Source organism: Ardenticatenales bacterium (assembly GCA_020634515.1).
In the GTDB taxonomy this organism is placed as follows: Bacteria; Chloroflexota; Anaerolineae; order Promineifilales; family Promineifilaceae; genus JAGVTM01.
In genome coordinates, this window is the sequence record JACKBL010000003.1 from 166,327 (window position 1) to 192,774 (window position 26,448).

At 57.7% G+C, this 26,448-nt stretch carries 21 protein-coding genes; 14 read left to right on the forward strand and 7 right to left on the reverse strand.

Going from position 1 to position 26,448, the window contains the following annotated elements; genetic code table 11:
* The first annotated feature begins 32 nt into the window (after positions 1–32).
* The 6 genes from H6650_09640 (at position 33) to H6650_09665 (ending at position 5,642) form a co-directional block, all read left to right on the forward strand.
* Positions 33–1,616 carry an ATP-binding protein gene (locus H6650_09640; GenBank protein ID MCB8952260.1) on the forward strand — a complete coding sequence of 528 codons (1,584 nt, stop codon included), beginning with the start codon at positions 33–35 and terminating at the stop codon, positions 1,614–1,616.
* A 614-nt stretch (positions 1,617–2,230) separates the two neighbouring features.
* A complete protein-coding gene (locus tag H6650_09645; GenBank protein MCB8952261.1) occupies positions 2,231–2,497 on the forward strand; it encodes a BrnT family toxin in 267 nt (88 codons plus the stop codon).
* The gene (locus H6650_09650) at positions 2,487–2,762 is read left to right on the forward strand and encodes a BrnA antitoxin family protein (GenBank protein MCB8952262.1); all 276 of its coding nucleotides are present in this window, start codon (positions 2,487–2,489) and stop codon (positions 2,760–2,762) included. Before H6650_09645 ends, H6650_09650 begins: the two co-directional genes overlap by 11 nt.
* 401 nt (positions 2,763–3,163) lie before the next feature.
* Positions 3,164–3,439 carry a UPF0175 family protein gene (locus H6650_09655; protein ID MCB8952263.1) on the forward strand — a complete coding sequence of 92 codons (276 nt, stop codon included), beginning with the start codon at positions 3,164–3,166 and terminating at the stop codon, positions 3,437–3,439.
* Positions 3,439–3,924 carry a DUF3368 domain-containing protein gene (locus tag H6650_09660; GenBank protein ID MCB8952264.1) on the forward strand — a complete coding sequence of 162 codons (486 nt, stop codon included), beginning with the start codon at positions 3,439–3,441 and terminating at the stop codon, positions 3,922–3,924. The genes H6650_09655 and H6650_09660 overlap by 1 nt, the downstream gene beginning before the upstream one ends.
* 476 nt (positions 3,925–4,400) lie before the next feature.
* Complete coding sequence (locus tag H6650_09665; GenBank protein MCB8952265.1) at positions 4,401–5,642, forward strand: hypothetical protein; 1,242 nt, start codon at positions 4,401–4,403, stop codon at positions 5,640–5,642.
* A gap of 40 nt (positions 5,643–5,682) precedes the next feature.
* Here H6650_09665 and H6650_09670 read toward each other — a convergent pair whose 3' ends face one another.
* The 4 genes from H6650_09670 to H6650_09685 all read right to left on the reverse strand — a co-directional run bounded on the left by H6650_09670 (position 5,683) and on the right by H6650_09685 (position 9,807).
* Positions 5,683–6,951, reverse strand: coding sequence for a hypothetical protein (locus tag H6650_09670; GenBank protein MCB8952266.1), 1,269 nt, complete (start codon positions 6,949–6,951; stop codon positions 5,683–5,685).
* Positions 6,952–6,960: 9 nt separating this feature from the next.
* Positions 6,961–7,233: an acylphosphatase gene (locus H6650_09675; GenBank protein MCB8952267.1), complete on the reverse strand. Its 273-nt coding sequence runs from the start codon at positions 7,231–7,233 to the stop codon at positions 6,961–6,963.
* 244 nt (positions 7,234–7,477) lie between these two features.
* Positions 7,478–8,518 carry a quinone-dependent dihydroorotate dehydrogenase gene (locus tag H6650_09680; protein MCB8952268.1) on the reverse strand — a complete coding sequence of 347 codons (1,041 nt, stop codon included), beginning with the start codon at positions 8,516–8,518 and terminating at the stop codon, positions 7,478–7,480.
* Positions 8,519–8,991: 473 nt separating this feature from the next.
* Complete coding sequence (locus tag H6650_09685) at positions 8,992–9,807, reverse strand: CHRD domain-containing protein (GenBank protein MCB8952269.1); 816 nt, start codon at positions 9,805–9,807, stop codon at positions 8,992–8,994.
* A 594-nt stretch (positions 9,808–10,401) separates the two neighbouring features.
* On the opposite strand from H6650_09685, the gene H6650_09690 reads away from it, so the two are divergent.
* On the forward strand, positions 10,402–12,516 hold the full coding sequence (locus H6650_09690; GenBank protein ID MCB8952270.1) for an Ig-like domain-containing protein: 2,115 nt from the start codon (positions 10,402–10,404) through the stop codon (positions 12,514–12,516).
* A 198-nt stretch (positions 12,517–12,714) separates the two neighbouring features.
* Here the strand turns inward: H6650_09690 and cadA are convergent, their stop codons facing one another.
* Positions 12,715–15,132: a cadmium-translocating P-type ATPase gene (gene cadA / locus H6650_09695; protein MCB8952271.1), complete on the reverse strand. Its 2,418-nt coding sequence runs from the start codon at positions 15,130–15,132 to the stop codon at positions 12,715–12,717.
* A 368-nt stretch (positions 15,133–15,500) separates the two neighbouring features.
* Here cadA and uvrB point away from each other — a divergent pair, with 368 nt between their 5' ends.
* From uvrB to H6650_09715, 4 genes are all read left to right on the forward strand, one after another.
* The gene (gene uvrB / locus H6650_09700; protein ID MCB8952272.1) at positions 15,501–17,573 is read left to right on the forward strand and encodes an excinuclease ABC subunit UvrB; all 2,073 of its coding nucleotides are present in this window, start codon (positions 15,501–15,503) and stop codon (positions 17,571–17,573) included.
* A gap of 163 nt (positions 17,574–17,736) precedes the next feature.
* Complete coding sequence (locus H6650_09705; protein MCB8952273.1) at positions 17,737–18,042, forward strand: hypothetical protein; 306 nt, start codon at positions 17,737–17,739, stop codon at positions 18,040–18,042.
* 110 nt (positions 18,043–18,152) lie between these two features.
* Positions 18,153–19,886, forward strand: a complete 1,734-nt coding sequence (locus tag H6650_09710) for a dynamin family protein (GenBank protein MCB8952274.1) — start codon at positions 18,153–18,155, stop codon at positions 19,884–19,886.
* A gap of 37 nt (positions 19,887–19,923) precedes the next feature.
* Entirely contained in the window at positions 19,924–20,373 is a 450-nt protein-coding gene (locus H6650_09715) for a DUF402 domain-containing protein (protein MCB8952275.1), read from the forward strand.
* Between the two features lie 90 nt (positions 20,374–20,463).
* On the opposite strand, the gene H6650_09720 is transcribed toward H6650_09715, so the two are convergent.
* Both H6650_09720 and H6650_09725 read right to left on the reverse strand, forming a co-directional pair.
* Positions 20,464–20,988 carry a YIP1 family protein gene (locus tag H6650_09720; GenBank protein MCB8952276.1) on the reverse strand — a complete coding sequence of 175 codons (525 nt, stop codon included), beginning with the start codon at positions 20,986–20,988 and terminating at the stop codon, positions 20,464–20,466.
* A 323-nt stretch (positions 20,989–21,311) separates the two neighbouring features.
* Positions 21,312–21,677 (reverse strand): hypothetical protein, encoded by a 366-nt coding sequence (locus H6650_09725; protein MCB8952277.1) that lies wholly within the window; start codon positions 21,675–21,677, stop codon positions 21,312–21,314.
* A 218-nt stretch (positions 21,678–21,895) separates the two neighbouring features.
* On the opposite strand from H6650_09725, the gene H6650_09730 reads away from it, so the two are divergent.
* The 3 genes from H6650_09730 (at position 21,896) to H6650_09740 (ending at position 26,284) form a co-directional block, all read left to right on the forward strand.
* The gene (locus H6650_09730) at positions 21,896–23,296 is read left to right on the forward strand and encodes a bifunctional folylpolyglutamate synthase/dihydrofolate synthase (protein MCB8952278.1); all 1,401 of its coding nucleotides are present in this window, start codon (positions 21,896–21,898) and stop codon (positions 23,294–23,296) included.
* 32 nt (positions 23,297–23,328) lie between these two features.
* The gene (gene lon, locus H6650_09735; GenBank protein ID MCB8952279.1) at positions 23,329–25,776 is read left to right on the forward strand and encodes an endopeptidase La; all 2,448 of its coding nucleotides are present in this window, start codon (positions 23,329–23,331) and stop codon (positions 25,774–25,776) included.
* A 193-nt stretch (positions 25,777–25,969) separates the two neighbouring features.
* Complete coding sequence (locus tag H6650_09740) at positions 25,970–26,284, forward strand: hypothetical protein (GenBank protein ID MCB8952280.1); 315 nt, start codon at positions 25,970–25,972, stop codon at positions 26,282–26,284.
* Positions 26,285–26,448 lie beyond the last annotated feature (164 nt).

Genomic DNA, 26,448 nt, shown 5'->3' on the forward strand with positions numbered 1-26,448 from the left:
AAATGTAAATTGAGGCATATCAGCTAACAACCATGAAAGAGATAAGGCAGCTTATATTACCTGATACTTACGAAGATTTAGTCAAGGAACTTGGCAATGATTATGCACAAATGTCACAATTTGTAGTCCCCGTGGAAGAAGCCGAGAAAAGCCTTGCTCTTATTGCTCAAACTATCAAAAACTCGGGGAAAATTGTCTTGCTTTTTGGTTTACCAGGTGTAGGTAAATCCACATTCGTTCTTTCCTTAACGTGGCGAAAACACTTGCCAATTTCTGACATCATTGAAATTGATGCTAATAATTTTTTTGGGGGGCAGGCTAAACCGCTCCACTTACTTTACCAGAAGTTACAGAAAATAATTCAACAACAAATTAAGTCTCAAAAGCCCGACACTATTCCCACGATTGTGATCAACTATCTTGAAAATCTTGCAGGTCAAGAACAGGAAGATATTCGTGCATTCTTCAGAAATGTAAATGGGTTATTGCGGAAGAATCCGGTCTTGATCATTTGGCCTGTAACTGAGAAAGAAGATGCGGAGAAATTGCTAGAATTGGCATCTGCTGTATCGGGTACAGTTTTTTCACAAGAACCAATTCTAGAATTTATGGGACCTCAAATAAAGGAGTTCCCTCGGATTGCTAAAGATACTATTTCCACCCTGAATCCAGGCTTTTCGTTTGATGATTTTCTTTTGAACGATGACGAATTGCGGGTGATCGCAGACAGGTTGAAACGTGAAAACATTTCAAGAAGAACTATAAGGCATTATCTTCAAGCTGTTAAAGTGGAATGGCAACAAAAAAGTGGTGAACTAGAACAAATCATCGGAAGGATTCCAAAACCTACAGAGGTTTGGATTATAGTTTGTTATCCAGATGCTGAATCAATTGTCAGTCAATTTGCCCGTAAATCACCTTACGCGCCCGATGATGCTTGGGATGCTGATTACAGACGGCTTTCGGAATACGTGTCTGGCAATGCTCAACGATCTGCCGATTGGAATCCAAGGCGGCTACAATTTGCCCTTCGGGGTGCATTTCGAACCAAGATAATGTTCTTACCAACAAATGCTGTGGTATCTTGCGTAGCTGCCCATGGCGTACATTATCGTGTAGACTTAGAATTGTTAACCAAAATATGGGCGAACACAATTGAAAACTGGAAGAAGCCTGTAATTGCAAAGCGATTTTTGGGATCTTCGCCACTAGTCAGGCAGTTAAAGGGGGAACCAGCAAAATTAGGAAAGCGGCGAAGTGGTGCATCTGCTCAATCTATCAAAAATGCTGAAACGCCATTTATGGAGATTAATCATTTCACCCAAAATACAAGCGACCAGCCAATTAACCATTGTTTAGCGCAAGGATTGAGAGAAAGTTTGGAGTGGAGTGAATCGGATATAGTTGCAGAATGTGCACACCCGTTTTTGGAAGGTATACGACCTGACATCTTGATTAAACATGATCCGTCAAAAATCATTTGTGTTGAAATGTTTTATACTGTGAACAAAACCCCTTCCACTTTAGCCAATTATGTCTTAAGCAAAATGGACCGGTATATGAAGCAACTTGACCTTTACAGTTTGCAGCCGCGTCTTTTTGTTGAAGATTTGTAACTGGGTTTACAGCAGTAATGTGGTCAGGCAAAACCGTTGTCAATTCGGCGACGACATTTGGATTGTTACTCAGAGAGAAAAAAAGCCTAACAACCCTTTCACTTGACGCTGGCGCGATGCCTCGGACGGTCAGATGTTTGGTGAATGGCAAAGGCATTGGACGACCACGCCAGGGCAAGTGAAGGTAGCGTTGAGTCTTGCGCTAATGCTCGCCAGTCCCTAATACAGCCCGGCGTAAACGGGCCTACAATTCCTATTTCCCGTTGTTCATGGACCCGTAGTAGTTGCCTGTCTGACATTGCCAAGTTACGGATCTGGTAGGAGTACCTGTAGGTATGGGTCTATTTAAGCCGTCGTGTACGAGTCGAGAGACAGAGTCCCCCGAATGCCTCTTTTCACGCTCCCATCCACAAGCAGAAGACTGGCAAAGCGGGTTTGACGCCTGGAATGAGCGATAATGCCGGCATCTCCCCATGCCGGCATTATACTCATCCATCGTGCGCACCCCGCTATCCCCCCGTCAAACAAGTCGTTCTTGCGGGTTGCTGCGCTGTCGGTGCATACTCATATTTTCTATATTGACATGTATGTATGATATGCATACAATTGGGTGGATGAAATTTCAATTCGACCCCGCAAAAGCCAAGAGCAATTTCCAAAAGCACAAGGTATCATTTGCTGATGCGGAAGGTGTTTTCTACGATCCATTAGCGATACATCAGGAAGACCCATATTCTGAGCAGGAAGACAGGTGGATAGCCATAGGTTTGGGAAGCGCAAACCAGATTCTTGTTGTCGTTTACACTTTTCGCAATGATGACATCAGGCTAATATCAGTTCGACGGGCAACACGTCGTGAGGTGAAAGACTATGAAGAATGAATATGACTTCTCAAAAGGTAAGCGTGGGGCAATTCTCTCGAGTAAAGGGAAAACCCGTATCACTATTTACCTTGATGACAGCATTATTGAAGAATTTCGTTCAAGAGCAGAGGAAGCTGGAACAGGCTATCAAACGTTAATCAATGAAGCCCTCCGCGAGTATTTAAGTCAGACAACCGATAAGCCCGTAACAGAATCTATGCTACGACGAATTCTTCACGAAGAAATTCCTCAAATTGGGCAGGTAAGAAGTCCTTCTCCCTAAATATGAAATCCCTGCCAATGCTCGCCGGTCCCCCGTCAGGAAACTGAGTTCCCCAAACCCCTCTTTTCACGTTCCCATCCAAAAGCAGCAGACTGACAAAATGGGTTTGATGCCTGGAATGAGCAAGAATGCCGGCATCTCCCCATGCCGGCATTATACTCATCCATCGTGCGCACCCCGCTATCCCCCCGTCAAACAAGTCGTTCTTGCGGGTTGCCTGCATCGAGCGTGTTTGCATTCCATCGGTTTGCCACGCTGCCGGACCATAACTATAATTGCCGGCATTCACCTGCGCCGACCCGCCAGACCAAACCGCATGACGAAGGTCACACAATTTGACAGGTCTTTGCGCCGTTCTCTTAACTTCCCTAACACAGCCACGGCCCCTGAGAGATGTCCAGATGTTAGAAACGAATTTTGAAATTCAAGTGCCAAAATCCTTCCTTCAGTTTGGTCTCAACCAAGCTGAGGTTCAACGGCGTGTGACAGAATGGTTGGTGTTGTCACTGTTTACCGAAGAACGTATTTCATCCGGTAAAGCCGCTAAACTCTTGAAAATGAGCCGGATTGATTTTTTGGCATTGCTCCGGGCACGCGGAATCGCTTTCATTGACTATACGCCAGATGAATTAGCCGAAGAATTTGCGGCAGTTGAGGCCTTAGAGAGTGAGGTGTAATGATAGTTGTTTCCAACACGACCCCTTTGATCGGGTTGGCTTCCATTCAAAGGTTTAACTTACTCCACCAAATATTTGGCAAAATCTACATTGCTCAAGCCGTCTATGATGAGGCTACAGTCAGTGGACGAGAAGTTGGTGGCGCAAAAAAGGAAGTCTCAGTTGCGAGTTGGATAGAAACAGTCAACGTTAAGGACCGTTTGGCGGTTGAGGTTCTGCTAGATGAGTTAGATTTGGGTGAAGCTGAAACCATTATATTAGCCCGCGAAATGGGCGCCGCGTGGGTACTGATGGATGAAAAAAAGGGGCGTCGAAAGCTAAACCAGTTGGGTATCCAAAAGATAGGCACAGTTGGTATTTTGCTGAAAGCGAAAGAAGCCGGGTTGATACCAACCATTCGACCTGATTTAGAGCAGTTACGTCGGCAAAGTTTCAGCATTAGTCAAAGTGTAGTCGATGCAGTTTTGCGGCAAGCAAATGAATGACGGAACAGACCAAACAGCGGCCCAACAAATCATTGCTATGCTGCGTTTAATAGGAATTGGTTTGGGTCCGCGGCGGCGCATTTGCATTGCAGGTAGTTTTACCCACCCGTAATCTCGTGATTTCAAGCGTTCGCCCGGCCGCTGATGCCACCGACCGAATGCTGCGGTTACACAATGCCGGCATCCGACCCCGCCCAAAGCGGCGGGGCAAGGTGAGCGCGGCGTTATGAAACTTGCGCCAATGCTCGCCGGTCCCCCCTGAGTTCCCCAAACCCCTCTTTTCACGTTCCCATCCAAAAGCAGCAGACTGACAAAATGGGTTTGATGCCTGGAATGAGCAAGAATGCCGGCATTCTCCCCCCTCCCACTAAACAAACAAGCCATCCCCAACAGGTCAAAAAGCCTATTGCGATTGCGCCGCAGTTTGTTAAAAATCCGGGAGTAGTGCGCCTGAGAAAAAGAATCAGGCGCGGCACATGGCGCTTCCTGGTTCCCTCATGGCTCAGATCAACCTTCTGCAAAACGGCTCCTTTGCCGGCAATTACGTCACCTACCGCGAACAGCCAACCATGCAAACCCCGTTTGGTTGGGCGCCATGGTGGATTCCCCAGCGCAGCACCCAACCCCTGTGGCAAAACCTCACCCCCACCTACGGCCCCTACCCCCTCGATGGCCGACTGGTGCAGCAGGTAGACTCCCCCTGGGGCACGCACCAGGGCGGCCTTTTTCAGCAGGTTCCCGCCGCTGCCGGCAATTTATATGAACTGAGCATAGAGGCCATGGCCTGGTCCAGCGAGGACGAAACGCCGGGCAGCAAAGCGGAGCCAAGCGACGTCAACGTGCAGATAGGCGTGGACCCCACCGGCGGCCTCGATCCCGCCAGCCCGCTGATCATCTGGCATGAACCGATGCAGCCATTGAGCAAGTGGCGCACGCTGGAGATGGAATTCGAGGCGGAAACGAACGTCATCACCATCTATCTCAAGTCCGCGCCCGCGCTGCCCAAGCGGCAGCAGTGCGTCTTCTGGCGCAATGCCCGCCTGACGCCCATCGGCAGCTACCGCCGCGGCATCACCATCGTGGGGCAGGGAGACACCTACTTGCGCTTCCAGCCAGAGGAGCCGCAGCCAGGGGACGATGTTGAAATAACGGTTTCCTCGATCCGGGAGCAGGTGTACGCGGGGATTTGGGTGTTGCGACCGGAGAAGGTGTGGGAGAATTTGCCGCTGTTGGCGGCGCGGCGGGAGCAAGAGCGGCATACGTGGCAGTACCGCTTGCGCGTGGACGAAGCGGGGTTATACGATGTGCGCTTTGTGGGGGACCAGGGGGCGCGGTTGCTGGCGCAGCAGTTGCTACGCATTGAGCCGCCGGACCCGCTGGAAGTGGCGGCGCAACAGGCTCCGCGAGGGGAACCGCGCGTAAGTTACCGGCGTGTTTATGTGCTGCTACCGCCGACGGCGGATGGGACGTGGTTGGCGGCAGCGGCGCGCGGGAGTTTTGATGGTCGCTATACGGTGGGGTTTTCGGCGGATGATGCCGGCATTGGCAACCTCCCCGACCGCCATGTCCTCGCCATCAACCCCCACCACTGGCCGGAAATGCTCACCGCCACCTGGTTCCACCAACACTACCCCGGAACCCGCTTCATCCCCATCGTCGTCAACAGCCCCACCGACCTCGAAGCCTGGCTGCGCAACTGGCTTCCACCCCAAGATTGAGCACTTCCGCCTCTATCCACGCTCGTCCGCATCCCCTCCCTTACTCCGCCGCCATCAACGCCACGTCAATCACCTCCACGTCAAACGTGTGCCCCGACGCGATCAACGTCACATTGCGAATATACGCCACCTGAATATCTTGCTGCCGCAGCCTTTGCAGTAAATCATCCGACTCATAAAACTTCACCTGCCCCAGCGTCACCTGCTCGTGCGGATTGCGCGGCGGCGGGCAAGAAACGCACACATCCGGCGTATCCGAAGCCACTGCCCCCACCGCATAAAAGCCCTGCTGCCACGCCCGCACCCCCCCGCTGACATCCTCATACTCAATCCGCACCGTCAACGGGCACTCGCTGCCCCGATTCCCACACACCGCCAGGCTCTGCTCATTTATCAACATGGAAACAATCAATTGCAGAGACCTGAAATCCGTCACATCCTTATCCACGATCTGCCGCACACCGGTGTCCGCGTGCCCCAAACCGAGGCGGCGCATCACCAGCGTCGGCTCCCCAATGCGATCCTGCACGCCCAAATCCCCCGTCGGCTGATCCGTCCGCTCCACGTTCCAATCCAGCACGGCCCAATCCGACAAACCCTGGCTGAAATCTCCATTTTGCAACAGGTTCCGCTCCGTGCTCAACGGTCCGCTGGGCGGATTGCCCGCCGTCACCAGCGCGCGCTCATCCATGCCCAGGCGCAACGTTTGCCCGGCGGCGCGGACGTCCGCCCCGCCCTCCTGCACGGACAACTCCGTCTCCGCATTGCTCACGGAAAGCGAGTATTGCCCCCCTTGCCCCAACAGCGCCTGGCCATGGGGCGTCTTCACAATCACTTGAAACCCAACGGCTTCATCAGACGGCAAACTCAGCCGCACGCGCCCGCCGGTGAGGGTGATGACCATTTGCGGCAGATCATCGCTGACGCGGAAGCGGGGCATGGTCGCCTGCTCAAGCACAAGATTGGTGTTGCCATACACCTGGATGCGCCCCAGAATGCGCCCATGATCGGGAGGATACACCACAAGCAGGGCGCTGTCCGTGGCATTGGTAAGAATGCGGCTGCCGGCATCTACCGCGCGCGTCGGTTCTCCGGTAAACAGGGCGCTCGTGCCCGTGTCCTCGTGAAAAATGCCCACCGTCCCCTGATTGGCGACGGCCTCAATAGTCAATGGGCGAGTAGCGTGCTGAATGCCGCGACTGATGAGGATGGGCGTTATGACGGCGATAGCGGCACAAACGAGAAAAGAACCGGCCAGGAAAAACCAGGCCAGACGTTGACGGCTGGCAAGTGTATCGTTGCTCATCATGGTGAGAAGTCAATAATGGACGCCAAACTGGGAAAATTCATGCGTGGCGGGCAGCCACTGCTCGTCCACGCGCTCAACGTGAGCATCGGGCGGTCCCTGGCGCAAAAAGGCATGGAACTGGCGCAGCGCCGGTTCGTCCCCCTCCGCGACAACGGCCACGGAGCCATCCGGCTGATTGCGCACCCATCCCGTCAGATGGAGCTGACGCGCCTGGCGCACGGTGGTCTGGCGAAAAAAGACCCCCTGCACCCGACCATAAACGGTTGCTTCTAATCGCATCATGCTTCCATATCCTGTGCGTGGTTGCCGGCAAAAACATCCCGGAAGCGAATCAAGCCAGTTCGCATCAACACAACTTCCGGGAAGACGGTCACGAATAGATACCACCGCCGATTATATCCCGGTTAGACGGCAGGGCGAATGTCGCCGCCGGCGCGTGGTGCTTTTGGTGGGGAAGCATCGGCGGCGCGATGGCCATGGTCAATGGGCGAATCGGTCTGGTCAAGCTAAAAGGGTGCGCACCGGCTCACTCATTCAGGGCGCGCAGGATGTGGCCGGCAATGCCGGGACCGTGGTAGACCATGCCGGTGTAGAGCTGCAGCAAGGATGCGCCGGCGTCAAGCATGGCGCGGGCGTCCCCCGCCGTGGCAATGCCGCCGACGCCGATGATGGGGAGCGTGCCGGCATTTTCCGCCACATACGCCACAATCTCCAGACTACGCGCGCGCAAAGGCCGCCCACTCAGCCCGCCCGCCTCCGCCCGCGCCGCGCTGCGCAGCCCTGGGCGGGCAATCGTCGTATTCGTAGCAATGATGCCGCTGATCGCGCACGCCCGCGCCGCCGCCAGAATCTGGTCCAATTCATCCCAGGTGAGGTCGGGGGCGATTTTCACCAGCAGGGGGCGGGGCGGGACAACGTGGCGCGTAGCCAGCGCCCCGTTCGCCGCGGAAATGCCCCGCAGCAGACCGTCCAGATAATCCCCTCCCTGCAGCCGACGCAAATCGGGCGTGTTCGGCGAGCTAACGTTGACGGCCAGGTAGTCGGCATAGGGAAAAACAGCCTCCATCACCGCCACGTAATCCGCCAGCGCCGCCTCCAACGGCGTTTCCTTCTGTTTACCCAGGCTCACGCCCACCACAAAAGAGCGCGGGGCACGGCGCAGCGCCTGCAAGCGCGGCAGGGTGGCCTGCACGCCCCCGTTGGGGAACCCCATGCGATTGATGATGGCGTTGTCTTTGGCCAGGCGAAAGACGCGGGGGCGCGGGTTACCCGCCTGCGGGCGCGGCGTCAGCGTACCCACCTCGACGTGGCCAAAACCCAACGCCCCCAATCCCACGGCCACGCGCGCGTCTTTGTCAAAGCCGGCAGCCACGCCGAGGACGTTGGGGAATGTAAGGCCAAACAGCGTGACGGGTTGGTCCGGCACCGCGCCACGAATAGCGGCAAGGAAAGCGCGTCCCACGGCAGTGCGCTGGGCCAGTGCCAGGGCGGTCAACGTGCGTTCGTGGGCGGTTTCCGCGTCCATGCGACGCAGCCAGGGGAAAATCAGGGTTTGGTACGGGTTCATGGGAATATAATGGGTGAATGGGTGAGTTCACTGAAAAAACCGGGTTTTTCGAGTGCCCGGCCAAAATTACCAGAGTGGTTCATGTGTAAAAACCCGGTTTTTGGCCTTTTCGATTGGGCGCGTTTATGGTGCGGTTCTTTCGTGACCTCCGGTCGTGTTACGTCAAGTCGGAAGCGCGGGGAACGCGCTGTAGGACAAGACGCTGTTTTGTCTGGTCAATTCGCTGAATTGACCTACCATTTCCTGTCAAAATACGCTTGCCAGGACAGTAGTTTACTCCATCAGGCGCCGCTTAAAAACAGCGTTGCATTTTCACCCGATGGCTACTGACACAATTCCGTCAGCCTGTTTGCCGGCAACCACGCAACGCAAAACTGCCCCTCTCCCAGGTATGTGGGAGAGGGGCAGGGGCAAGTTGCGGGTAGGCAGGAACGCCGTTCCTAAAGGAGCGGCGTTCCTCACAATTAGGGCGTTTAGTTTGGTGTGCAGTCCAGCGTCAGATTTTGCGTGGTGGTGTCGTAGAGGAAGGCGCAGGCGTAGAGGCCCTGGGGGACGTTGAAGGCGGTGTTGATGGTGTTGGTGTAACAGGCGGGCAGGTTTGTCTGGAACAAGGTCATGGTTTGGGCGTTGGTGGGGTTGTAGAGGAAGATGCGGAAGTATTTGCCCGTGTCGCCGGTGGCGTAGCTGGCGGTGAGGGGATTGTAGGTAACGTTGACGGCGGTGGGGTCGCAGGGGGGCGGGGTGGGCGTCATGGTGGGTTGGGGCGTGGGGGTTGGCGTGGGCGTGCCGCAGCCGATGAGGGGATCGTCGATCTGGCCGCGAATTTCGCCGCCGGGGAAGGCGGTGGTATGAATGTTGACGTAGGAGAGGCCGGCGAGGAGGTTGGCTTCCTGGTCTTCGGTGTAGGTGATGCTGCCGATTTTGGGATTGCCGGCAGGAAGGGGGTAGAGAATGCCGGCATTTGTTCCCGGCGGCGCAAATCCATGAATGTGGGCGGCGGTCTCCGTACCCTGCAAGCCGGCGTAGCTGATGTTATAGCTCAACTGGTTCAAGACCGTGTCAATGACAACCACGCCATTGCCGGTGGCCGGGCTGCCATTGGGCGGCACTTCCTCCGCGCCGCTGAGAGTAAAGGAGAAGGAAACACACTGAGATGCCGGCAGCGCCACCGCCTGCGCCTGGCCTACCTGGCGCGCTTGAGCGGCAAGCAAAAAAAGGAGCAAGAAAAGAGAAAAGGGGACAACTAAATGCGTGAAACGGGTATGAATCAAGCGATTCCGCGAGATCATCGTTTTCCTCCTGAGCGTTGTGCTCGATAAGAAAGGTAATGGGGGATTGACAGCACGCGCCAAGTATAACGAAAGCTGATTTTCCGACCGACGGGACCGGCAAAAAACCTCATCATTCCCTCATAATTGTTGGAAAAATAAGAATAATGTCCGCAAACATGACTCAAAATACCCAAATGAACCAATCAAACCATCAAACCGGTGTTGGTTTTCAAGAGCAGAAACACGCTGTACAATAGGGATACTTCGACGTGCGGGCCTGCTTCACGTTGCTCTGGTTCGATTCCCCGAACACTTGACGCAAATCTCGCGTCACTATTCCCGCTATCTTTCCGTCATCACGAAATCCATCTCCGCCGCAACAAAACGATACGCTCGCATGATCCCTATGGCTTGCTCATTTTGGGCGGCAAGCCGCATTTGTCTATCTTCAACTAAAAAGCACGCAACGATTCAGCCTCTGGGATATAGGGTCCTAGAGATCTTCCCGGAAACTCAATTTCAAGCCCAAAGCCACTCATCTAGCGTCAACACCGTTTCCGGGAAGGTGGTCGTGAATAGTTGCAAAAGCACAACAATTGCAAAGGAGTTCTTATGTCCGCTTCAAAAGCCCGTCGCCTTCTGCTTGTGTTGGTTCTCGCCATCCTGGGAACCGCACTCCTGTTCATGCGCTCTGGTCCGACTACGGAAACGGTCGCCCGCCAGCAGGCGTTGCAATCATTTGCTCCCGTGGGGGCGAGCAACGACAATGCCGATGCGCAGCCTGCTGCCGGCACGGAACAAGTGTCGCCCATCGTCGTAAATCTGGCGGACATTCCCGCTAATGTGTATGACCCAAACAATCAATATGATCGCTGGCAGCGAGGTGAAATTGACCTGGCCGAACATGAGGGGATCGTCAGCGCGGCAGCCCTGGAAGCCATGCAGGCCGAATCGCGCAAGCTGCCACCGGCGGCGGGGATCAGCCAGGCTGTCACTGGGCCGGGGTTGGATGCGCCCAATGCCGGCATTAGCTTCGCCAGCCTCGACTACACCCAATGTTGCGGCGGCGGCGGCAACGTCCCTCCCGACCCCGAACTGGCGGCTGGCCCCAACCACCTCATCGCCGTCGTTAACGTCGCCTTCCAAATCTACAACACCAGCGGGACCGCGCTCACCGGTCCCATCACGTTTGCCAGTTTCATGAGCGCCGATCCCAACTGCACCGGCGTCTTCGACCCCAACGTCCTCTACGACGAATCCGCCGACCGCTTCATTTTGGGAATCGACGCCAATGGCACGGACTATTGCCTGGCCGTTTCCCAATCCGGAAACCCCACCGGCTCCTGGTATCTCTACTCTTTTAGCACCGTCTCCGGGCGGCGCGACTTCTTCGACTATCCCCACGCCGGCGTAGGCCGCGACGCCATCTACATGGGGGCCAACATCTTCCGCGGCAATCAGTTCAAAGAAGGTCGCGTTTGGGCCTTTGACAAAGCCGCTATGTATGCCGGCGCATCCGCCAGCGCCGTGAGCGTCGGCCTGGGCGTTGCCGAGGACACGCCCCAGCCGCTCAATCTGCACGGTTGGGCACAGGGAACCTGGCCCAGCAGCGGCCCGCACTATTTCCTCACGGAAACCAACTACAATGGACGCGACTACACCGTCTTTTCCTGGAACGATCCTTTTGGCGCGAACAACTTTAGCGCCGTCGGAACCGTCGATTTGCAGGCAGCCACCGGTGTAACTGCCGGCATGCCTCTCGACGTCCCCCAATCAGGCGGCAGCAATGTACAGGCCAACGACTTCCGCCCGCAAGACTTTGAGTATCGCAATGGTTATGGTTGGACCGTGCAAACGATTGCCTGCAACCCCGGTAGCGGCACAGTAGACTGCATCCGTTGGGCGCAAATCAATCCCGCCACGGCCACCGTCGTGGATGCGGGCGTCTACGCCAGTAATGGGCAGTACCGCTTCTTCGGCGATCTGGCGGCCAACCACTGCAATGACATGGTCGTCGGCTACACCAAATCCAGCACCAGCATGTTCCCCGCCGTCTGGTACACCGGGCGAGAAAGCGGCGATCCTGCCGGCACGCTCCAGGCGGAAGCGCAACTCAAAGCAGGTGAAATCACCTATACCGCCTTCGACAGCGTACCCCGCCGCTGGGGCGACTATACGGAAATGACCATTGGCCCCGATGGCGTCACGTTCTGGTATCTGGGTGAATACAGCAAGAATACGGGAACCAGCAACGGGCGCTGGGGTACTTACATTGGCTCATTCAACTACCCCAATTGCAGTGGAGGCCCGCTGCCCACGCCCACCCCGCCGGCGCCAACCCCCACCGCCCCGCCGCCCACGCCCTCACCCACGCCCGATCCCAACAGCACGATGCACGTGGGCGACCTGGATGGCAGCAGCACGCCGGCCAATCGCGGTCGCTGGAACGCCACCGTCACCATCACCGTTCACGACGCCGGCGATTCGCCTCTGGCGAATGCCACGGTCTCCGGCGATTGGAGTGGGGGCGCGTCTGGCTCAGACTCCTGCACCACCGATGGCAACGGGCAATGCTCCGTGAGCAAAAACAATATCAAAGGGAACCAGAGCAGCGTCACCTTCACCGTCACATCCGTGACGGAAGGCACGCACACCTACAACGCCAACGCCAACCATGATCCTGATGGCGACAGCAACGGCACGGCCATCACCGTTTTGCAGCCGTAACATAGAGGGACCGGAGTCGAGGCTTTAGCCGGGTTTAACCCTTATGTGGGTCGGCTGAAGCCTCCACTCCTGAAACGCCAGAGGCCAGCGGCTGAAACCATATAGGGGGACCGGAGTCGAGGCTTTAGCCGGGTTTAACCCTTATGTGGCTCGGCTGAAGCCCCCACTCCTGAAACGCCAGAGGCCAGTCACGAACAATTATTCAGCCACCGCCTGGTCCGTGGGCTTGGGTTGATACCGGTAGCCCAACATGCGCAGGCCATTGAGTGAAACGAGGACGGTGCTGCCTTCGTGCCCGACCACGCTCAAGGGCAGTGCCAGGTTAAAGCCCAACACGGACAAGATGAGGACCAGGATCATGCCGATGGCGAATGTGAGGTTTTGCAGCAGGGTTTTGCGCGTCTGGCGGCTGAGGGCGATGACGTAGGGAATGTTGTTCAGGTCATCGGCCATGAGGACGACTTCGGCGCTTTCCAGAGCCACGTCCGTGCCGGCCGCGCCCATGGCAATGCCGATCTCCGCCAGCGCCAGCGCCGGGGCGTCGTTGACGCCATCGCCGACCATGGCGACGGGGCCGTATTTCTGACCCAATTCCTTGATGATGTTCATCTTGTCTTCGGGCATGAGGCCGGCATGGACTTCGTCTAAGCCGACTTCGCGGGCGATGGCCTGGGCGACGCGGGGGTTGTCGCCCGTGAGCATGACGATGTGGGCCACGCCAAGGGCTTTAAGCTGCCGCACGACGGCGGCGGCGTCCGGTCGCAGGATATCGGCGATGCCAATGACGCCCAGCAAATGCGCTTTTCCATCTTTCATGCGTGCGATGATGACGGCGGTTTTGCCGGCATCGTGCAACGCCGCCATCACCCCTTCCACCTCAGCCCCATTCTCCACATCAAAAGCCGCGAAATAGCGCTGGTTGCCCACGGCAATCCGCTCCCCATCCACCTGCGCCCGCACACCCAGGCCCGTCTCCGACTGAAAATCCTTCACTTCCGGCAGTGCCAGATTCCGCTGCTGCGCCGCCTGCGTAATTGCCTGCGCCAGCGGATGCTCTGATTTTGCCTCCACCGCCGCCGCCAGGCGCAGCAATTCCGCCTCCGACTCCCGCGCATCCGGCAGCCGGATAACGTCCGTCATCGCCGGTCGCCCCACCGTCAGCGTTCCCGTCTTATCAAACGCGATCACCTGGATGGTCGCCGCCTGCTCCACGTAAGCGCCACCCTTAAACAGCACACCGCGCCGTGCCCCATTACCAATCGCCGACAACACCGTGGCCGGCGTGCTGATAACGAGCGCGCAAGGTGAAGCAGCCACCATCAACGTCATGGCGCGATAAAACGCGCTGGAAAACGACTGCCCCAGAATCAAAACGGGAATCGCAATCGCCAGCGCCGTCATGATTATCACGCCCAGCGCATAATACTGCTCCGCCGTGTCAATAAACCGCTGCGTTTTGGCCTTCTCGCTTTGCGCTTCCTCCACCAACTTAATGAGCCGGGCAATCGTCGAGTCCTGCGCCAGGCGCGTCACGCGCACCTCCAGCCCGCCCTGCTGATTAATCGATCCGGCCAGCACCGTATCCCCCACCTCCTTGCGCACGGGGATGGACTCTCCGGTGATGGCGGACTGGTCCAGGCTGCTCGTTCCCTCGACGATTTCGCCATCTAGCGGAATGCGGTCGCCGGGGCGCACGATCATCAGGTCGCCCACGAAGATTTGCTCGATGGGCAATTCCATCGTGCGCCCACCGCGCCGCACCAGGGCCTCATTGGGACGCAGCTTCATCAAGCTGCGGATGGCGCTGCGCGTGCGGTCCATGGCCAGGCTTTGCAGCACGTTGGAGAGCGAGAAGAGGAACAAAAGCATGACGCCTTCAAACGGCGCATTCACCAGCGCCGCGCCCAACGCGGCCAGGACCATGAGCAGGTCCACGTCTATTGTGCGGTGGCGCAGCGATTGCAGGCCGGCCACGAGGCCGTAGTAGCCGCCGGTGACATAGGCCACGGCATAGGCCACGGTGGGCACAAGTGCCACGTCCAGGCGGCGGGTGATGAATCCAACCGCCATGCCAATGAAGGTGATGATGGTGAAGATGATTTCCGCCTGATCCGTGCCCAGCCAGGCGCGCAGGCGTGAGAATATGTCCGGGGGGATGGCGGCGACTTCCGCCGCTGCTTCCGTCACCAACGGCGCGCCGAGTGCCCGCACCCTCTGCCTGATCTGGTCGGGGGAAATGATTTTCTGGTCGTAGTAGACGGTCAGCGCGCCGCCCATGTAGCTGGCGGTGGCTCGCTGCACGCCATCCACCTGGCGCAGACGATTCTCCAGCGCCAGGGCGCAGGATTCGCAGGCGCGCCCGCCCTGCTTGCCGAGGCGCATGACGCAGCTATCCCAGCGTTGCCGCAGGATAGGTCCTACGTCGTGCATCACCTGGTTGATGTCGGATTCAGACACCTGTTGCGGGTCGTAAGCCAGGGAGAATTTCTCTTGCCGGGTGTCTACCTGAACCTGAACGATGCCGGGTTGGTCTGCCACGGCGTCCTGGATCAGGTCCAGGCAGCTTTCCTCTTCCTCGTGAGTGTCCTGTAGCCGTCCGTTGACGGTTTTTTGCATTGATGTGGTCATGTTGGTTTCAAGTGGATGGTGGCGGCCAGCCGCCGGGTGTTTTAATCGATGCGAAAAACAGAGTTAACTGTGGTTAAATTATACATTACCCACACAAAAATTCAACGGTGGTGGGGGGAAATGCCGGCATCCCCCCACCAACACCGCTCAATTTTAGCATGTAGCGCGCGCGTTTCCGGCTGCCCTGTCATCCCCAGCGCAGCGAGAAATCCCCCGAAAATGACGCGCTCCGCTGGCTACACGGCGTCATTTGTGTTAGAATAGCGAACTTTCGTTCTACCATTTCTTCTGGGCAGAACAGCCCATTCTCACCATCTTATCCACGCGAAAGCCAATCGACGTCACGGAGGAAAACGATGCCTGAGTTCAAACTTGTGTCCGATTTCCGGCCAACCGGCGACCAGCCCACCGCCATTGCGCAGCTTGTTGAGGGAATCAGCAGTGGGGAACGCTTCCAGACCTTGCTGGGAGCCACGGGAACGGGCAAAACGTACACCATCGGCAACGTGATTGCCCAGACACAGCGCCCAACCCTGGTGCTGGCGCACAACAAGACGCTGGCAGCTCAATTATACAGCGAATTCCGCGAATTTTTCCCAGACAATGCGGTTTCCTACTTCGTCAGCTACTACGACTACTACCAGCCGGAAGCGTATGTGCCGCGGCATGACCTGTACATCGAAAAAGAAACCGACATCAACGAGGAGATCGACCGCCTACGCCTGCAAGCCACGACCAACGTCCTCAGCCGCCGCGATGTGATCGTGGTGGCGTCTGTCTCCTGCATCTATGGCATTGGCAACCCGGAGGCGTGGGGCAAGGTGACGGTGAAGTTGGCGCGCGGCAGCCATTACCGGCGGGATACGGTGTTGCGCCATCTGGTGAATATCCAGTATGAGCGCAATGACATAGAGCTGCGGCGAGGGACTTTTCGGGTGCGGGGAGATACGTTGCAGATTTTGCCGGCATATGCCGAAACCGCCTACAGCATCGAATTCTGGGGCGACGAAATTGACCGCATCGTGGAGATCGATCCGCTCACCGGCGAAGTCTTGGTCGAACATTTCAGCGTGGAAATCTTCCCCGCCAAGCAGTTCATCACCGATGAAGAGAAACTGTCGCAAGCCATTAACGACATCGAAATGGAACTGAACGAACGCATCGCCCATTTCCAGGCGAACAAGATGTTTCTGGAAGCACAGCGGATTGAGCAGCGCACCATGTACGACCTGGAAATGCTGCGAGAGATTGGGCATACTGCCGGCATCGAAAACTACAGCCGCCACCTCGACCAGCGACAGGCCGGCGATCCCCCCTGGACCCTTCTCGACTACTTCCCCCACGACTTCCTCCTCATCATCGACGAGAGCCATATGACCATTCCCCAGGTACGCGGCATGTGGCGCGGCGACCGCAGCCGCAAAGAAACCCTCGTAGACTACGGTTTCCGCCTCCCCAGCGCCCTGGACAACCGCCCCCTCCATTACGACGAATTCCTGGAGCGCATCAACCAGGTCATCTTCACCAGCGCCACGCCCAACACCTATGAATTGGACCTTTCGCAGCGCATCGTGCATCAAGTCATCCGCCCCACGGGCATCCTCGACCCCCAAATCGAGGTGCGCCCCACCAAAGGGCAAGTGGACGACCTCCTGGGCGAGATTCGCCGACGCACCGAACAAGGTCAGCGCGTCCTCGTCACCACCCTCACCAAGCGCATGGCCGAAGACCTCAGCGATTACCTGCTGGAGATGGGCGTCAAAGTGCATTATCTCCACTCGGAAATTGACACCCTGGAACGCACCGAAATCCTGCGCGACCTGCGCATGGGCGTGTTCGACGTCATTGTGGGCATCAACTTGCTGCGCGAAGGACTGGACCTGCCGGAAGTCTCCCTCGTCGCCATCCTGGACGCCGACCAGCAAGGCTTCCTCCGCTCCGAGACCGCCCTGGTGCAGACGATTGGCCGCGCTGCCCGCCACGTCGAAGGCACGGTCATCATGTATGGGGACAAAATAACGGAGGCGATGCAGAACGCCATCACCGTCACCAACGAACGCCGCCAGAAACAGGAAGCATACAACCAGGAGCACGGCATCGAACCGCGCAGCATCGTCAAAGCCGTCTATGACCTGACGGGACAGTTAGCCGCGCAGCACGCGGAAGAGGAAATGGCCCTGGCCGAATCGGCGGGCGGCTACCAGACGAAAGCCATCAGACCGGCGGACATGCCCAAGGACGAACTGCACCGCCTGATTCAGGAACTGGAAAAGCAGATGAAGCAGGCCGCCCAGGCGTTGGAGTTCGAGAAAGCCGCCGTGTTGCGCGACCAGGTCATGGAACTGCGCGGCGTGATGGTGCTCAAAGATTCCACCACCAGCCCCGATTTGCCCGAATGGGAACGGCTGCGCCGCCTGGAGAAGGAGTAGCCGACTTCCTTCACGACCAAACCTGAAGGGTCCTGAGCCATACGAAACCGCAAAGGTCATGAAGACCTTTGCGGTTTCGTGTTCAGGAGAAGAGACGTTCGCCGGTTTCCTTTTGTCTGGGCTTTATGCTAAACTTTGGGTGACTACTAACGCTCTCTGGAGATTGAACCAATTTCATGCGTATCAATTATCTGGAACAATCAAGCTGACGATTGTGGTGACAACAGCGGAACCCATGCCGCTGCGCGAACTCGGCTATTTGAGCGCCATCGTACGGCGGGACATCGGTCTGCCAACCGCCGCGGACGCAACACGGCTGCACAGCGTCGTCATAGACGTGAGCAGCGGAGCGGGACGACAAGACAATGGCGCTTACGCCGTTCCCGGCATCCACGACCAGACAACGCTGCGCTGGCAATATCCAGGGATTCGCCTGTGGGAACTGGAAGCCCGGGATTCACTGGCGTAGCACAATCCCTTTTTGTCCGCGTTAGTTGGTCAGGTTCATTGGACGTTGCGCCACCAGCGCGATACGTAAGAAACGGATCTTCCACCCGATCCAACAACTGAAGAACACCTATGCAAACGATATTGAACAGTGACCAGGAAGAGTTATTGAAGCGCACGCGGGACACGTTAGGCCGGCTGCGGGATGTATTGGCGGACCTGAAAGCGCCTTTTGAAGACCGGGACGCGCTGGCGGAGTCGATCAGGCAGTTAGACGAGTTGTTTTTGTTAGTGGTGGCGGGGGAGTTTAATGCCGGCAAATCCTCCTTCATCAACGCACTCCTGGGCACGCCCCTCCTGGCCGAAGGCGTCACCCCCACCACCAGCCAGATTTACCTCCTCAAATTCGGGCCAGAAAGCAAGCAAAAGCCCATCGAAAAAGGCGTCTGGGAGCAAACCGCCCCTGTTGAACTGCTGCGCAGCATCAATATCGTGGACACCCCCGGCACAAACGCCATCCTGCGCGAACACGAAACCCTCACCACGGAGTTTATTCCCCGCAGCGACCTGGTCCTCTTCGTCTCTTCCGCCGACCGCCCCTTCACGGAAAGCGAACGCCAATTCCTGGACAAAATCCGGCAGTGGGGCAAGAAAATCGTCATCGTCATCAACAAAATCGACATCCTCACCGATGACGCCGAAGTGAACCAGATTCTGGATTTTGTACGGCAGGCGGCGCGGGATTTGTTGGGTAATGTGCCGGCAATTTTCGCCATCTCCTCCAAACGTGCCCAACGTGCCAAAGCCGGCGACCCGCGCCTCTGGAGCAGCAGCGGCCTCGAACCCCTGGAAACATTCATCCGTGACACCCTGGATGACAACGGACGCTTCCGCCTCAAACTGCTCAACCCCCTCGGCGTCGGGCACAAACTCGTCAAAAAACAGCTCGACCTCACCGACGACGACCTGGAAAGCCTGCGCCGCGATACCACCTTGCTAGAAGACGTGGACCGGCAAATGTCCCTGTACCACAACGACATGCAGCGCAATTTTGAGAGCCGCATCAGCGAGATCAACAACCTCCTTTTTGACATGGAAATGCGCGGGCGCAACTTCTTCGACGAATATATGCGCCTTTTCCGTATGCCCGACCTGATGCGCAAGGAACACATTCGCCAGCGGTTCGAGCAGGATGTGGTGGGGAACACGCCGCAACTCATCGAACGGCGCGTCGGCGAAATGGTCGATTGGCTGGTGGAGCAGGATTTGCGACAATGGACGGCGGTCGCCGAGCATCTGACGCGACGACGCCAGGAAAATGACGAGCGCATCATCGGGCAAGGCGGTCCCAAGGAAGGCACGCTCGCCTACGACCGGCAGCGACTGATCGACTCCATTGGCCGCGCCGCGCATGAGACAATTGCCAGTTACGACCAGCGGTTTGAGGCCAGCCAGTTGGCGGATGTGGCGCGAAAATCGGTCATAGAGACAGCCGGGCTGACGCTGGGCGGGGCCAGCCTGGGCGCGCTGATCGCCCTGGCAACGCATGTCGCCTTTCTTGATGCCACGGGTGTAATTGCCGGCATCACCGCCGTCACATTAGGCTTACTCGTCCTCCCCGCCCGCCGCCGCAAAGCCAACCAGGAACTCTCCACCAAACTAAACGACCTGCGCCAACGCCTCACCGAAACCCTCAACGAACAGTTCGACCGCGAAATGCGCCGCGGCCACCAACGCATCGAAGACGCCATCGCCCCCTTCAGCCGCTTCGTGCGCGCCGAAAACCAGAAACTGGTGGCCCAGCGCGATCACGTCGAAGAATTGGAAGCGCATATCGCCGGACTACGCGCCCAGTTAGGCGGGTAAAAGGCGGTTGGCGGCGTACTCATTCTCGACAGGTCGCATGATTGTCTACAAGTTGGACGAAACGGGACGCGAAGTGTGGCAGTATCCGGCCACGCTGCTAGAACGCCACCCCAATGCCGTGCGCCTGGAGGCATTCTTCAACCGCCCGGATATGGACCTGGGGTACACAACCTTCAACCGGCAGGACCGCTTCGTGGAGTATTTTTACAACGACCGCTGGTATAACGTCTTCGCCATCTATGATCGAGACGACCGGACGCATAAGGGCTGGTACTGCAACATCTGCCGCCCGGCGCACATTACCGCGGAGGCCGTGCGCTGCGCCGACCTGGCGCTGGACCTGTGGGTCGCCGCCAACGGCCAGACCCGCATCCTGGACGAAGACGAATTCGCCTCCCTGACCATCCCCCCTCACGACCGCGCCCACGGCTTGCAAGCCTTACGTCAACTCCTCACCCTCGCCCAAAACGGCCAACTCCCCACCTGAAACAACAACGCCCTCGCGCATGGCGAGGGCGTTCTTCATTGGCGTAAACGTGCCGGCATTGCCCGGTCTTGCCCGGGAGAGGACGACGCCTTATCCCCCCAGTGCGCCCGTCAGCGCGCCAATACCCAACACACCGACACCAAATATCAGGCCCAGAACAAAGGAAACGATCAAGACCAGGATAAAGCCAACCACGATCGTCAACAACGCCTTCACGTTGTCCAGATCAAGTCCCTGGCGCACGGCGATGAAGCCCGCGGCCAACGACCAGAGCAGCGCCAGAAAACCAACACAGGGAATAAAGCTGAGAATCTGCGGCGCGTAGGAGTAGCCAATAACGCGCATCATCTCGCCCATGTCCGCCTTGCCGCCAAACAGCGATGTGCCCACGAAGTAAGTGGTCGCCGACCAAACCAGCCAACCAATGACCGCGCTGATGGCCGAGCTAAGGAAGCCACCAATGAAGTTGTCGCTCAAAACGCCACTGCCAAGACCACTGACCAGGGCCACGACGATCACGATGATCAACGCTTCCATCGTTGCGCCCTGGTCGTGTTCGATCTCCTCAAACGTGTTGGCATCCAGTTTGAGCACACCCATAATACGGTTCAACATCTTTGCCTCCTGAGATAGATGACGTGTGCATGGTGGAACCAATCGTTCCACTATGTTAAACACCATCGTTTAATCGAAGTTCCTCATGAAAAGTAGATGGATGGGCGACAATTTGGGCCAGGGAAGCGCGCCGAAGGGCTGCCGGCAAAAACCCGGCAACACCGACTACCAAGTAACCGTCCGAAAACAACTTCACACTTTTTGCGGACGGTTACTGCCGCTATCCATGATAGCCGCTATTGTGGATAGCCGCTATCCATGATAGCCGTTATCCATGATAGCCGTTATCCGCACATTTCCACTAACTTCATTGTCGGCAGCCACTAACTGCCCGTGTAGATGGCGCGCAGGGCAACGCCAAAGAGAAACAAGGTCACGAGGGCGTAGACCCATTGGCCGCGATGGCTTTCGTCGCCGCGCAGGACGCCAAACATGAAGGGGAGAAAAAGCATGGAAAAGATGCCGTAGAGGAGGTGAATGCCGGCACGCCCCGGACGCCCCCCCTCCAGCCACAAGACAAATCCCAGAATGCCTTGCAGCACATACAACCCCTCCCCGATGACGAGTGCCCCCAGGTAATTGCCATCGACGCCCTGCCCGCGAATCGCCCGCACCAGGCCCCATAACCCAATTAGCAAGAAAAATAACCAGACCGTATTGGCCAGCGTTCCATGAATTTGAACCAGCATTGATGTTCCTCGTCGTGGATAGTTGGTGGTTAGGACTGGCGATAGAATAAGATGTGCATGGCATCGCCAGTTTGAAGGAGCGGTAAGGAAAGAACTTCGTTGGCTTATTTAATTTCCGTTCCTTAGCGGTTGGCGGTCGGTCATGGGTAGCTACCGCCAAGCCAATGAAGTATATCACTTTTTGCCCCTGAATTCGGGCATCAGCTACAATCACTCCCATGTTCTTACGTCCCGAACCGATCACGCCCGCTTTTGCAGCGGCTCAAGCCTATTTGCAACAGTTCATCGATTATGAAAAGAAAATGCCGGCACTCTACGGCCCCGACAAAATGGATCCCACCCGCCCCGGTCGCCTCCTCGCCGCCCTCGGCTCCCCACACGAACGCCTGAAAGCCATCCACATTGCCGGCACCAAAGGCAAAGGCTCCGTCGCCGCCTACTGCGCCGCCGCCCTGCGCGCCGCCGGCCTCAAAGTCGGCCTCTACACCTCACCCCACCTGATCGACTTCCGCGAACGCATCCGCATCCTCACCCCGGCGGACGAAGACGGGCGCATCAGCCAGGCCGCCTTTGTCGCCCTCGTGGACCAACTGCGCCCGGTCATCCCCACCATCCCCGGCCTCACCTGGTTTGAACTCGTCACCGCCCTGGCCTTCATGCACTTCGCCCAGGAGAAAGTAGACATCGCCGTGGTGGAAGTCGGCCTCGGCGGGCGGCTGGATGCCACCAACGCCCTCACTCCCCTCGTCGCCGTGATCACGTCCATCAGCTACGACCACACCGCCTTGCTCGGCGAAACGCTGGCGGCGATCGCCGGCGAAAAAGGGGGCATCATTAAGCCGGGCGTACCCGTAGTCATCGCGCCGCAGCCGCCAGAGGCGCTGCGCCGCCTGCGCGACATCGCCGCCAGCCGTGACGCGCCGACCACGCTCGTAGGGCAGGACGTGACCCTGGCCACGCGCGCCCTGGACCCCACGCTGTCGCAGGTGGCCGTCTATGATCAGCGCGCACCCAATCCCGCCGCCACGGAACGACTGTTGACGCTGTCGCTACCGGGCTATCACCAACAGGTCAACGCCGCCGTGGCCCTGGCGGCGCTGGACCAGGTACAACCCCATTTTCCCACCCTGACGACGGCGGCGGTGCAGGCAGGTTTTGCGCACACACAATGGCCGGGACGGCTGCAACGCCTGCCGGCATCGTCCGAAGAGGGGCCGGATATTCTACTTGACGGCGCGCACAACGGGGATTCCGCGGCCAAACTGGCGCAGGCGCTGCGCGATCTGTTTCCGGACCGCCGCTGCCGGTTTTTGTTGGGCGTGACGCGGGATAAGGATTTTGCCGGCATTCTCCGCGCACTCCTCCCTCTTTCCACCAACATCGTCGTCACCCGCTCCACCCACCCCCGCGCCGCCGATCCCACCCACCTGCAACAAGTCGCCGCCACTCTCGGCGGCAGCATCCAAATCAGTCCCAATCTGGTGCATGGCCTGCGCACCCTTTGGCAGCAAAGCAGCCCCGCCGACCTCATCTGCGTCACCGGCTCGCTCTACATCGTCGGCGATTTGCTAAATCAGTGGGAACGTCTACAATCAGACTTGAGCAGGCCAACGCATTAACGAAATCCCAGCCGCTGAAGGACCATCTAAACATGAGAGATGATTTTGAGTTGCCGCAGTTTCCCGACTTCCTCACGGAGTTTGACCTCAATAACGAACTGTTCCAGGTCAACGAGGTCGTCAGCCCGGATGGCACCATTAACTGCCCCTTCATCCCCCTACGCGACCTGATCCTGTATCCACAGATGGTCATGCCTCTATTCATAGATCGCCAGCGCTCCCTCAGCGCGATCCAGGCAGCCACCTCTCACAGCGAACCCATCATCGTCGCCGCGCAAATAGACGGCGAGGTTGAAGACCCCGACGTGGACGACATCTTCCTGTTTGGCACGGAAGCCAGCGTAGGGCGCACCATGCGCATGCCCGACAACTCCACCAGTGTACTGGCCCAGGGACGCAACCGCGTAGAAATCCTGGAGTTCACGCAGTGGGAACCATATATGCGCGTGCGGGCGCGCATCGTGCCGGAGCCGGTCGATTGGGAACCCGCGACGGAGGCCTCCATGCGCGCCGTCATGGCCCTGTTTGAAAAAGTCGTGGACCTCAATCGTAACCTGCCCGACGAGCTTTTCACCTTCGCCATGAACATCGACGAGCCGGGCTGGCTGGCCGACTTCGTGGCTTCCGCCCTCAGCCTATCTATCGACATGCGTCAGGACATCCTGGAAACCATCAACCCCACCGCACGGCTGCAAAAGGTGAGCATCCTCCTGGCGCAAGAGCTGGACGTATTGGAGCTTGAGGACGAAATTCACGCCAAAGTGCAGCAAGAAGTGGACCGATCGCAGCGAGAGCATTTTCTGCGCGAGCAAATGCGCGTCATCCAGGGCGAATTGGGGGAAATGGACGTCTTCACGCAAGAACTGGCGGAACTGCGGCAGGCCATTGATCAAAAGAAACTGCCGGAGGAAGTGCGGGCCAAAGTGGACAAAGAACTTTCCCGCCTGCAAGCCATGCCCCCTATGTCCCCGGAGGTCGGCGTCATCCGCACCTACCTGGACCTCATTCTCGATCTGCCCTGGTATGAACAGTCGGAGGACAACCTGGACGTGCGCCACGCAGGCGAGGTGTTGGACGCGGACCATTTTGGCCTGGAGCGCATCAAGGACCGCATCCTGGAATTCATTGCCGTCAAACAAATTGCGCCCAAAACGATGCGCACGCCCATCCTTTGCTTTGTTGGCCCGCCCGGCACGGGCAAAACCTCGTTGGGACGGTCCATTGCGCGGGCGCTGGGGCGCAAATTCGTGCGCGTCAGTTTAGGCGGCGTGCGGGATGAGGCGGAGATTCGCGGCCACCGCCGCACGTACATTGGCGCCATGCCGGGGCGGATTGTTCAGGCAATCCGGCGCGCGGGCACGAATAACCCGCTGTTTATGCTGGACGAAATCGACAAGCTGGGTCAGGATTTTCGCGGCGATCCTTCGTCGGCGCTGCTGGAAGTGCTGGACCCGGAGCAAAACAATGCTTTCTCCGACCATTACCTGGAACTGGATTTCGACCTGTCACACGCGCTGTTTATTACGACGGCCAACTGGCTGGACCCGATTCCGCCGGCGCTGCGCGACCGCATGGAGGTGATTGAGTTTTCGGGATATTTGGAGGAGGAGAAGTTGGAAATATGCCGGCAATTCATCATCCCCCGCCAGATCGCCCAACATGGCCTGCTCAAAGCCGGGCTGCGCTTTGAAGAAGACGCGCTGAAAATGCTCATCCGCCAGTACACCTACGAAGCCGGCGTGCGCAACCTGGAGCGAGAAATCGCCAACATCTGCCGCAAGACCGCCCGCCGCGTGGCCGAACGGCGGCGATACGCACGGCGTATTTCCGCCAAACAGTTGGAGGACCTCCTCGGCCCCGCGCCAATTACGCCGGAACTCATGCGCGAAGAAGATGAAGTGGGCGTCGCCACCGGCGTGGCCTGGACGGCCGCCGGCGGTGACATCCTGGCAATTGAAGTCATCCTCATGCCCGGCAAAGGCGGCCTCACCCTCACGGGGCAGATGGGCGAGGTCATGCAGGAAAGCGCCCAGGCAGCCCTCAGCTATACGCGCGGCCATGCCGCTGATTGGGGCGTGTCTGTGGAGATATTTGAAAACCACGACGTGCATATACACATTCCCGAAGGCTCCGTGCCCAAGGACGGTCCTTCGGCGGGCGTGGCTCTGGTGACGGCGCTGGTTTCCGCCTTCACCAATCGTCCTATCCGGCGCGATGTGGGGCTGACGGGGGAAATCACGCTGCGCGGGCGGGTGCTGCCGGTGGGGGGGATTCGGGAAAAGGCGCTGGCGGCCAGACGTGCCGGCATTACCACCTTTGTCATGCCCCGCAAAAACGAAAACAGCCTGCAAAAAATCCCAAAAAAACTGCGTCAGGACCTCAACTTCATCCTCGTCGAACGCATCAACGAAGTCCTGGACGCCGCCCTGCTCCTCCCCTTTCCCGTTCCCACCCCTGTCGAAACCCTCTCACCCAACTAAAAGCCTGCCCCGCTCCCATCTGAACCGACGAAAAACGCGCCGTCCGCCAAACGGCGCGTTTTTTCATGACACCTGTCACTAGGCAGAAAGCCCAATTTGCGCCATCATGAATTGGGTTTATTAATCAAAGTGCGCTCTTCCCCGGCGCGCCACTCGCGCGGCGCCCCCCTCGCACCGCGAAGGAGTAACGACCATGCGTGTTGTCATTGACCGAGATTTATGTGATGCCAGTCTGCCATTTTGCCAGCGCTGCTCCGCTGCCTTCATCCGCTACCCTGAAGGCAGTGACCGCCTTTGCGTACGCGACATCATCGACGATGGCCAGGAACTATTGACCATTGAGATGCACACCGACGGGCGTACGCTGGAAATCGAACTAACGGAAGAGGCGCATAATCTGGCCAGCGTCGAAGGTTGGGAATCATTGGCCGACTTCGACCCTGCTCTATTCCGCACCGGCGCGCTGGAACGCTGGCGGGAACTACGACAACTTCCGGCCGCCCATTAACGCACAAAAGCGGAAGGAGAACTCCTTCCGCCTTTGCCAACAAAACAGTATCGCGCTATCGCGGGTCAATTCCCACGAAAATCGTAACTGCTATGCCAGATTGGACCAATTTTTTCTGGTGAAAATGGTCATTGCGCGCGTAAAATTGGTCCAATCTCCTGAGA

What these genes read in the sequence shown, in the direction of transcription:
- H6650_09640 (MCB8952260.1), top strand. Translation starts at nt 33, where the DNA reads ATGAAAGAGATAAGGCAGCTTATATTACCTGATACTTACGAAGATTTA.
- H6650_09645 (MCB8952261.1), top strand. Translation starts at nt 2,231, where the DNA reads ATGAAATTTCAATTCGACCCCGCAAAAGCCAAGAGCAATTTCCAAAAG.
- H6650_09650 (MCB8952262.1), top strand. Translation starts at nt 2,487, where the DNA reads ATGAAGAATGAATATGACTTCTCAAAAGGTAAGCGTGGGGCAATTCTC.
- H6650_09655 (MCB8952263.1), top strand. Translation starts at nt 3,164, where the DNA reads ATGTTAGAAACGAATTTTGAAATTCAAGTGCCAAAATCCTTCCTTCAG.
- H6650_09660 (MCB8952264.1), top strand. Translation starts at nt 3,439, where the DNA reads ATGATAGTTGTTTCCAACACGACCCCTTTGATCGGGTTGGCTTCCATT.
- H6650_09665 (MCB8952265.1), top strand. Translation starts at nt 4,401, where the DNA reads ATGGCGCTTCCTGGTTCCCTCATGGCTCAGATCAACCTTCTGCAAAAC.
- H6650_09670 (MCB8952266.1), bottom strand. Translation starts at nt 6,951, where the DNA reads ATGATGAGCAACGATACACTTGCCAGCCGTCAACGTCTGGCCTGGTTT.
- H6650_09675 (MCB8952267.1), bottom strand. Translation starts at nt 7,233, where the DNA reads ATGATGCGATTAGAAGCAACCGTTTATGGTCGGGTGCAGGGGGTCTTT.
- H6650_09680 (MCB8952268.1), bottom strand. Translation starts at nt 8,518, where the DNA reads ATGAACCCGTACCAAACCCTGATTTTCCCCTGGCTGCGTCGCATGGAC.
- H6650_09685 (MCB8952269.1), bottom strand. Translation starts at nt 9,807, where the DNA reads ATGATCTCGCGGAATCGCTTGATTCATACCCGTTTCACGCATTTAGTT.
- H6650_09690 (MCB8952270.1), top strand. Translation starts at nt 10,402, where the DNA reads ATGTCCGCTTCAAAAGCCCGTCGCCTTCTGCTTGTGTTGGTTCTCGCC.
- cadA (MCB8952271.1), bottom strand. Translation starts at nt 15,132, where the DNA reads ATGCAAAAAACCGTCAACGGACGGCTACAGGACACTCACGAGGAAGAG.
- uvrB (MCB8952272.1), top strand. Translation starts at nt 15,501, where the DNA reads ATGCCTGAGTTCAAACTTGTGTCCGATTTCCGGCCAACCGGCGACCAG.
- H6650_09710 (MCB8952274.1), top strand. Translation starts at nt 18,153, where the DNA reads ATGCAAACGATATTGAACAGTGACCAGGAAGAGTTATTGAAGCGCACG.
- H6650_09715 (MCB8952275.1), top strand. Translation starts at nt 19,924, where the DNA reads ATGATTGTCTACAAGTTGGACGAAACGGGACGCGAAGTGTGGCAGTAT.
- H6650_09720 (MCB8952276.1), bottom strand. Translation starts at nt 20,988, where the DNA reads ATGTTGAACCGTATTATGGGTGTGCTCAAACTGGATGCCAACACGTTT.
- H6650_09725 (MCB8952277.1), bottom strand. Translation starts at nt 21,677, where the DNA reads ATGCTGGTTCAAATTCATGGAACGCTGGCCAATACGGTCTGGTTATTT.
- H6650_09730 (MCB8952278.1), top strand. Translation starts at nt 21,896, where the DNA reads ATGTTCTTACGTCCCGAACCGATCACGCCCGCTTTTGCAGCGGCTCAA.
- lon (MCB8952279.1), top strand. Translation starts at nt 23,329, where the DNA reads ATGAGAGATGATTTTGAGTTGCCGCAGTTTCCCGACTTCCTCACGGAG.
- H6650_09740 (MCB8952280.1), top strand. Translation starts at nt 25,970, where the DNA reads ATGCGTGTTGTCATTGACCGAGATTTATGTGATGCCAGTCTGCCATTT.